The following is an 8694-nucleotide window of genomic DNA, read 5'->3' as shown; positions in this document are numbered from 1 at the left end:
GCATGCCGGCCGGCCCGCTCGCCGACACGATGACCGCCCGCAGCGACCCCGACCGCATCGTGCTCTCCGCCGACGACCTGCACGCCTCGCTCAGCGACCCGGCCCTGGAGTCGATGACGCTGCTCAACGACATCAGCGGCCGCTATCCCGGGGCAGTGACCTTCGCGGCGGGGCGTCCGACCGAGGAGCCGTTGCACCCGGACTCGCTGCACCGGCACCTCGACCTGTTCATCGACCACCTGCGCACGGTGCGCGGGCTGGACGAGCGTCAGATCGTCACCACGCTGTTCCAGTACGGCGACACCAAGGGCATCATCCGCGATCTCGTCGCCGAACACCTGCGCATCGACGAGGGCATCGACGCCGACCCCGACTGCATCGTCGTGACCACCGGTTGCCAGGAAGCCATGGTGCTGCTGCTGCGCGCGCTGCGTCGCGGCCCCGACGATGTCGTGCTCGCCGCCAGCCCCACCTACGTCGGCTTCACCGGTGCCGCCCGGATCACCGAGACCACCGTCTGGCCGGTGCGCGAAGACGCCACCGGGCTCGACACCGACGACCTCGTCCGTCAGATCGGCCGCGCCAGGGCCGCCGGACGTCTCCCCCGCGCCTGCTACGTCGTCCCGGACTTCGCCAACCCCGGTGGGTCCGTGCTCGACGAGCAGGCTCGCGCCCGGTTGCTCGACATCGCCGACACGCACGACCTGCTGCTGCTCGAGGACAACCCGTACTCGATGTTCCACGAGCCCGGCGCCCGGCCACGCACCCTCAAGGCAGCCGACACCCGCGGGCGGGTCGTCTACCTCGGCTCGTTCGCCAAGACGGCGTATCCCGGTGCGCGGATCGCCTACGTCCTGGCGGACCAGCCGGTGAGCTCCGGCGGGGTGCTGGCCGACCTGCTCGGGCGGATCAAGAGCATGCTGACCCTCAACACCTCGTCGATCTCGCAGGCTGTCATCGGCGGTCTGCTGCTCGAGAACGGCTGCAGCGTGCAGCGGGCCAGCGAGGTCTCGGCCGGCATCCACCGCCGTAACCGACTGCTGCTTCGCGACGGCCTGGTCGCCTGTTTCGGCGGCCGCACCGACGTCTCGTGGACGATTCCCGAGGGCGGCATGTTCGCCGTCCTCACCGTCCCGTTCCGCGCCGACGACGCCGCGCTCGAGGTCTCGGCCCGCAGGTACGGCGTGCTGTGGACCCCGATGAGCCACTTCTACGCCGGACGGGGCGGGCACCACCAGATCCGCCTGTCCTTCGGCGGCCAACGTCCGTGCGACATGGAGCGCGGCCTGGACAGGCTCGCGCATTTCGTCGACGAGTACCGCGACCACGCTCGACAGGAGTCCGCGTCATGACCGCAGTCGCCGCGCACCCCGCCGCCGGACCCACCGCCGCCACGGTCGCGATGACGGCCGAGCAGCTCGGCCTGCTGCATCAGCACCGCGTCGACCCCGAGGCCGCGCCGTACCACGTCATGCTCGTGCTCGACCTGCGCGGCCGGCTCGACGCGGACCGGCTCCGGGCAGCCCTCGTCACCGTGGTCCAACGGCACGAGCTGCTCGGTGCCGTCGTCACCGACGACGACCACGGTGTCCCGCACTTCACGCTGCGGCCGCACTGGTGTCCGCCGCTGACCGTCAGGGAGTCCCCGCTGCCAAGCGACGGTCCCGGCGCGAGCGTCGACCAGGAGTTGCTGCGGACGATGGCCGGCGAGCCGCTCGACCTCGAGGCGGACGCCACGATGCGGGCCACCCTGCTGCGCCACGGCGCCGACCACCACACCCTCGTGCTGGTCGTCCACCACCTCGTGATCGACGGCGAGTCGAGCGCGATCGTCCTGCGTGACCTGCTGACCGCCTACGAGCGGGGTGGCATCGACACGCCCGCACCCGGCCGCTGGGCCGACTACGTCACCGAGCGCGACGCGCTGGACGACGAGACCCGCGGCGAGCTGGAGCGGTACTGGCGCGAGCGCATCGCCCACGCCGACCTCACCCTGGACCTGCCCCTGGACGACCCGACCCATGGGCTCGACACGACGGCCGGTGCCGGTCACGTGCCCGTCCGTCTCGGGCCCGATCTCACCGCCGCCATCAACCGGTTCGCTCAGCGCCACCGTGTCGTCCGCACCGCCGTCCTGCTCGCCGCCTACCTGCGCGCCCTGCAGACGTACTCGCGGCAGGCCCGGCCGACGGTCGGGGTTCCGCTCGGCCTGCGTGGCCCGGCGCACGCCGATGCGGTCGGTTACTTCGTGCGCACCGTGCTCGTCGGCGTCACCGCACCGTCGGACGCGAACGAGGGGGCCGACGCCACACCACCGTGCGGCACCGCAGCGGAACACGTCCGCGCGGTGCAGTCGGACCTCGTGCGCGCGATCGACCACTCGGCGCTGCCGTTCCCGCGGATCGTCGGACAACTCCCGACCGCCGCGCCGCGGGCAGACGCCTTCGACTGCACGTTCGTCCTGCACAGCTGGGCCGACCGCACGGTCGCCGCTCGGGACGGCATCGTCCTGGCCGACGGAGTGCGTGCCCGCTGGCTCCCCGACACCCCCGTCCGCGGCTCCGGACTGATGACGCTGGAACTGCACGACGGTGTCGACACCGTGGCGGGGCTGCTGCGCTACGACGCGTCGGCCATCGAAGCGGCCACGGCCACGGCCTTCGTCGACCACTTGCACGCGCTGCTGGAACAGTTCGTGGCGAGCCCCGACGCACCGCTGTCCGAACTGACGGGGCTGAGTCCGGGCGCACGGTCCGAGCTGGCCGTGCTGGACGCGGTCGAGCGCCCTCTGGTCGCCGACGACGTCAACACCCTCTTCGCCCGGCAGGTGGCCTCGGCCCCGGAGCGCATCGCGGTGGAGTTCGGGGATCGGACCTGGACCTACGCCGAGTTCGACGAGCGGATCGGGCTGTACGCCGCGGGGCTCGCGGCCCGGGGCGTGGTGGCCGGTGACCGGGTCGGTCTGCTCGTGCCGCGTTCGGACGACGCCGTGGCCGTCATTCTCGCCATCCTGCGTCTCGGCGCGGCCTACGTGCCCTTCAGCGCCTCACACCCGGCGGCCCGCCGGCAGCACATCGTGACCAGCAGCGAGATGACGCTGGCGGTGGTGGCCGGCGAGACCGCCGACGCGCTGCCCGACGGGGTCCGGTCCGTCCACCTGGACCGGCTGCTCGACGGCGCGCCGGCCGTCGCGCCCGCCGCCGTCGACGGTGCGTGCACGCTGCACGTGCTGTACACCTCCGGGTCGACCGGCGTGCCGAAGGGCGTGGCCCTGAGCCACCGCGTCCTGGCGGCGGATGCGCTCGCCGCCCAGCGGCACTTCGGGATCGGCGCGGAGGACGCGATGCTTCTCAAGGCGCCGTTCACCTTCGACGTCAGCGCCCACGAGATGTTCGTCCCCCTCGTCTCCGGTGGGCGCCTCGTCGTCGCCCCGCCCGACGCCGAGGCCGACGCCGACCTGCTGCTCGACACCCTGATCACGCACCGCGTCACGCTGCTGCACGTCGTCCCCTCGCAGCTCCGTCTGCTCGTGGAGACCGGACGCCTGGAGACGGCGCGGACGCTGCATACGATCGTCAGCACCGGCGAGTCGCTGCCCAACGAGCTGCGCCAGGCGGCCGAGGCCGCGACACCGGCCCGGCTGCACAACGCCTACGGACCGACCGAGACCTCCTACAGCACCGTGTTCTCCTGGCCGCGCGGTGACGAGCGGGTCTGGACCCGGCGGGCCGAGGTCCCGATCGGCATCCCCTTCGACAACATCGGCTGCCACGTCCTGGACGCTCACGGTCGTCCGCTGCCACCCGGCGCGCCCGGCGAGCTGTGGATCAGCGGCGCGACCGTCTCCGACGGGTACGTCGGAGATCCGCAGGGCACTGCAGACCGCTACCGCCGGCTGCCCCTCGGCCCGGCCGGTCAGCCCCTGCTCGCCTACCGCACCGGTGACCTCGTCCGGCTGCTGCCCGAGGTCGGACTCACGCATCTCGGCCGGCTGGACGACCAGGTCAAGATCAACGGCAACCGGGTCGAGCTCGGCGAGGTCCGCGCCGCGCTGCGCGCGCTGCCCGGGGTCCAGGACGCCACCGTCGGTGTCTCGGTACATGCCGCGGGAAGCACCCAGCTCGAGGCCTGGCTGGTGGCCCCGACGCTCGACCTGCGCGAGGCACGCCACCGTCTCGCCGCAGCCCTGCCGTCACACATGGTCCCGGCCCGGCTGCACCCGGTCGCGCGTATCCCGCTGCTGGCCAACGGCAAGACCGACCGCCAGGCCCTCGCCGCCGCCGTCACCACCACCGCCGTCACCACCACCGCCGTCACCACCGCCGCCGTCACCACCGCCGCCGGCACCACCGCCGCCGGCACCACCACCGCCGGCACCACCACCGCCGGCACCACCACCGCCGGCACGGCCACCGCCGCTGCCCCGGAGCCGCTGCCCGAGCCGGCTGCTGCCAGCGACGCCGCGACGATGGCTGCGCCCGAAGCCACACCGGACGCGGCACCGGCCGAGGGACCCCCACCGGCCGCAGTGCTGGACATCCTGCGGAGCATCTGGTCCGACCTGCTCGGGGTCGACGACGACGACGCGCACTTCTTCGAGGTGGGGGGCGACTCGATCCTCGCCATGCAGCTGACCTCCCGGCTGCGCCGTGCCGGGGTCACGCTAGCGACCAAGGCGCTCTACCACCACCCGGTGCTGGCCGACCTGGCCCGACACCTGGCCGGGACCGCCATCCCCGTGACCACCGCGACTCCGGCCGTGACGCCCGAACCCCGACGGTCCGCCTCGCCCGCCCCGGCCGTGGCCGCGGCGCTGGCCCCCGTGCAGTCCTGGTTCTTCCGCAACATCCACACCGACCGACACCAGTGGAACCAGTCGGTGCTGCTGGAACTCACTGCTCCGATCGACACCGGCGCCCTGCGCCTGGCGCTGCAGGCGGTGGTCGCGGCCCACCCGGCGCTGTCGGCCCGGTTCACGGCGCCGCAGGCCGGGCACGCCGGGGCGATGATTTCCGAACATCCCTTCGCCCGCTCCGCTCCCCGCGACATCCTCCGGGTTCACGACCCGGTCCGCGGTGTCCACGGCCATCCCGACGGCCCCGACGGTCTCGGCGGTCTCGACGGCCCCGACGGTCTCGACGCGCTCTTCGAGGACGCCGAGGCCAGCCTAGATCCGCTCTCCGGCGTGCATGTGCGCGCTGTCCTCGCCCGGTGCGACCCCGGCCCGGACCTGCTGCTCATCGCCGTCCACCACCTGGTGATGGACGGCGTCTCGTGGCGGGTCGTGCTCGAGGACCTCGACTCGGCACTGCGCAGCCTGGCCCGCGAGGAGCTGCCGGCCCTGCCCGAGGAGGATCTGGGCTACGCGGCCTGGGTACGGGGACTGCGGCATCTCGCCGACGATCCGTCGCTCGGCGCCTACTGGCGCGACTTGTGCCGGCGGCGACGGGCCTCCGGTGGCCTGCTGCTCACCACTCCCGCGCCGGACGAACGAGCGATCCGCCGGGTCGAGTTCTCGCTCGATCCGGCCGCGACCGCGCAGCTCATCGGTGCTGTGCCGGCCGGCCTCGAGATGCCCGTACATCAGGTGATGACCGCGGCGTTCGCGCTCGCCCTCAGCCGGTGGCGGGGCAGCGACACCGTTACCTTCGATGTGGAGACCCACGGCCGGCACGGCCACGACGACCTGTACCGGACGGTCGGCTGGTTCACCTCGATCCATCCCGTGGTCGTCACCGCCGACCGCGCGGCCGCGGCCCGCGACTTTGTCGCGCGCGCCGGCGTCGAACTCGCCGCCGTCCCCGAGGGCGGCGTCAGCTTCGGGGCGTGTCGAGAGTTCGCGTCCGACGCCGAGCTGCGGCGCGACCTGCGCGACCTCGCCCCCGCCCTGGCCTGCTTCAACTACTACGGCCAGGCCGATCAGCTCGGCACCGGCGAGCTGTTCCGCATGTCGAGCCGGCCCATCCCGCGGGAGCATTCGGCGCGCTGCGAGCGGGTCTACGCCCTCGAGGTGTACGGCATCGTCCACGACGGTCGTCTGCGCACCGGGCTGACCTGGGTACCGAGCCCGCACGACGGGGTGGACGAGGACTCCGTCGACGCGCTGGTGACTCAGCTGCGCATGGTGTTGGCCGAGCTGTCCGGTGCCGCGGCCGCCTCCATCGTGGCCGAAGACATCCGCACGGCGGGGCGTGCTCCGGACCCCGCACCTGACCCTCGACTGGTCGTGGCGGCCACCCCGGCCCAGGAGGGGCTGCTGCTGGACGCGCTTGCCCACCCCGGCACCGGGCGCTACGTGGAGCAGCTCTTCTGGACGTGGGACGGCCCGCTGGACGCCGACCGCTTCCGCGAGGCCTGGGCCACCGTCTTCGCCCGCGAGGCGGTGCTGCGATCGTCGTTCTCGTGGACCGGTGGCCCGCAGCTGGTCGTGCACGATCACGTCGAACCAGAGATCCGGGTATGCGACGGAGACATCGCCGACTGGGACCGGCTGCGGGAGCGGGAACGACTGCAGGGCTTCGCGCTGGACCGTCCCGGACTGCTGCGGCTGGCCGTGATGCGCGACGGCGGAGACGGTCACGAGCACCGAGCCCGGGTGCTGCTGACCTTCCACCACGCCCTGCTCGACGGGTGGAGCGTCTCGCAGCTGATTCAGGACTTCTACCGCGCCTACCTCGACCGAGCCCCGCGCCCGGAACGGGACCGGCGACCCGACATCCGAGACCATCGCGCCTGGCTCGACGCGCAGGACGATCAGGCTGCCCGGCAGTTCTGGTCCACCGCCCTGCCCTCGGGCGATCTCGCGCTGCTTCCGGCGGTCACGGGTGACCCCACGGGCCAGACCGGCTCGGGACGAGTCCGGGCTCGCCTGGACGCCGCCGACGCCCGGACCCTGCACACCTGGACGGCACGCCGGTCGGCGACCGAGAGCACCGCCGTCCACGCTGCGTGGGCGCTGCTGCTGGCCCGCGCGGCACAGTCGACCGCGCGTGACGTGGCCGTCTGCTTCGGCACCACCGTCTCCGGCCGGCGCATCGATCTCGACGGTGTCGAGCAGATCCGTGGACTGCTCATGAACTCACTGCCCGTCGGCGTCGTCGTCGACCGCGACGCGACACCGGTCGATCTGCTCGCCGACGTCCGCGACCACCTGCTCGACAGTTCGGCTTACGAGTGGGTGGCCACCGGTCAGATCCACCAGTGGACCGGCCGAGCGCCGACGGACCGGCTGATCGAGAGCCTGGTGGTGTTCGAGAACTACCCCCGGTCGGCCGAGGGCCTGCACGACGACCTCGTCACCCTGGGCATCGAGGTCGGATTGCCCGATTCGGTGGGATCGCAGACCGCGTACGCCGTCACCCTGCTCGCCTACCGCGATGTCGACGACAGCCTGGTGCTCGACGTCGTCCACGACCGGGCGCGGCTGGCCGACGCCGAGGCGCAGCACCTCGCCGACCAGTGCCGGGACCTGCTTCGGACCTTGCCCGGAGCGGGGGACACCCCGATCGACACGCTTCTGACCTCGGTCGATGCCGATCATCTGCCGCGGATGGCCCCGGCCACCGCGCCGGTGGCCAGCACCGGGTCGGCTGAGGACCAGTGGCCGGACACCGAGCACGCCGACCTCGTCCGGACCGCCTGGCGGCAGACCTTCGGCACCGACGAGGTGCGAGCCGCCGACCACTTCTTCGATGTCGGCGGTCACTCGCTGCTGGCCATGAAGCTGTTGCGCGACCTCTCCGAGCTCACCGGCCGAACCCTCCGGCTGGACGACCTGCTCGCCCACCCGACGGCCGGACGCCTCGCTGCGCTGCTGGCCGAGGCGCCGGAGACTGCGGTCGGTCTCGAGATGGCGGTCCAACTGCGTCCGGCGACCCGGGCCGGCGCCGGCACGCTCGTCCTGGTCCACCCGCCCGGCGGCGAGATCGCCTGCTACGTGCCGCTGGCCAATGCCTACCCGGGGCCGCAGCGGATCCTCGCCCTGCGCGATCCGCGGGCCGGCGCCGCCAACCCGCCACACCTCACCGTGGCCGAACTCGCCGCCACCCATCTCGCGTCGGTCCAGGCCGAACTCGACGCCGGCGAACCGATCTGGTTCAGCGGCTTCTCCGGAGGCGGGGTGCTGGCCTACGAGATGGCCCGGCAGGTCGAGGCCGACCGGGGACGCGCCGTGCCCGCCTTGCTCATCGACGCCGGCGCCCCCGATGGCGACCTCACCGACGCCGATGCCGACGGGTCGTTCCACGCGGCGCTGCGCGCGGTGGTCGAACGCCGCGCGACCGGAGAGACCGGAGAGCGGTCCGACACCACGGCCGAGCCCGCGGACGCGACCGACTACCTCACCGAGCTGGCCCACATCGCCGACTGGATGCAGGCCACCGGCGAGGGTGACCCGCTGGAGCTCATGCGGGACAGCGTCGAGGCGATCCAGCGCTACCGACCCGAGCCCTACGCCGGACCCGTCACCGTGCTGCGAGCCGCCGATGCTGGATTCGGGCGCGGCACCGCCTACGACGAGTCCGACCGCTTCCACCACCGGTTCGCGCTGGGTTGGGAGGATCACTGTCCGGACCTGCGCGCGCAGGCGGTGCCCGGCAACCACGTGACGATGATGACCGGGGACAACTCGGCCGTGCTGGCCCGGACCCTGGCCGAACTCACCGTTCGCAGCGGCTGACCCGCCGGGTGCTGCCG

At 72.9% G+C, this 8694-nt stretch carries 2 protein-coding genes; both read left to right on the top strand.

Annotation, left to right across the window (positions count from 1 at the left end; genetic code table 11):
* The first annotated feature begins 2 nt into the window (after nt 1-2).
* A complete protein-coding gene (locus tag AC0NZQ_RS06605; RefSeq protein ID WP_474528880.1) occupies nt 3-1352 on the top strand; it encodes an aminotransferase-like domain-containing protein in 1350 nt (449 codons plus the stop codon).
* Nucleotides 1349-8677: an amino acid adenylation domain-containing protein gene (locus AC0NZQ_RS06600; RefSeq protein WP_474528879.1), complete on the top strand. Its 7329-nt coding sequence runs from the start codon at nt 1349-1351 to the stop codon at nt 8675-8677. Before AC0NZQ_RS06605 ends, AC0NZQ_RS06600 begins: the two co-directional genes overlap by 4 nt.
* Nucleotides 8678-8694: the final 17 nt, after the last annotated feature.

It is taken from the genome of Jatrophihabitans sp. sgz311053, assembly GCF_056135305.1.
This window is presented reverse-complemented; position numbering and strand designations above follow the sequence as displayed.

Bases quoted from the DNA above. Each gene is read 5' to 3' on its own strand.
- AC0NZQ_RS06605 (WP_474528880.1), top strand. From the start codon at position 3: ATGCCGGCCGGCCCGCTCGCCGACACGATGACCGCCCGCAGCGACCCC.
- AC0NZQ_RS06600 (WP_474528879.1), top strand. From the start codon at position 1,349: ATGACCGCAGTCGCCGCGCACCCCGCCGCCGGACCCACCGCCGCCACG.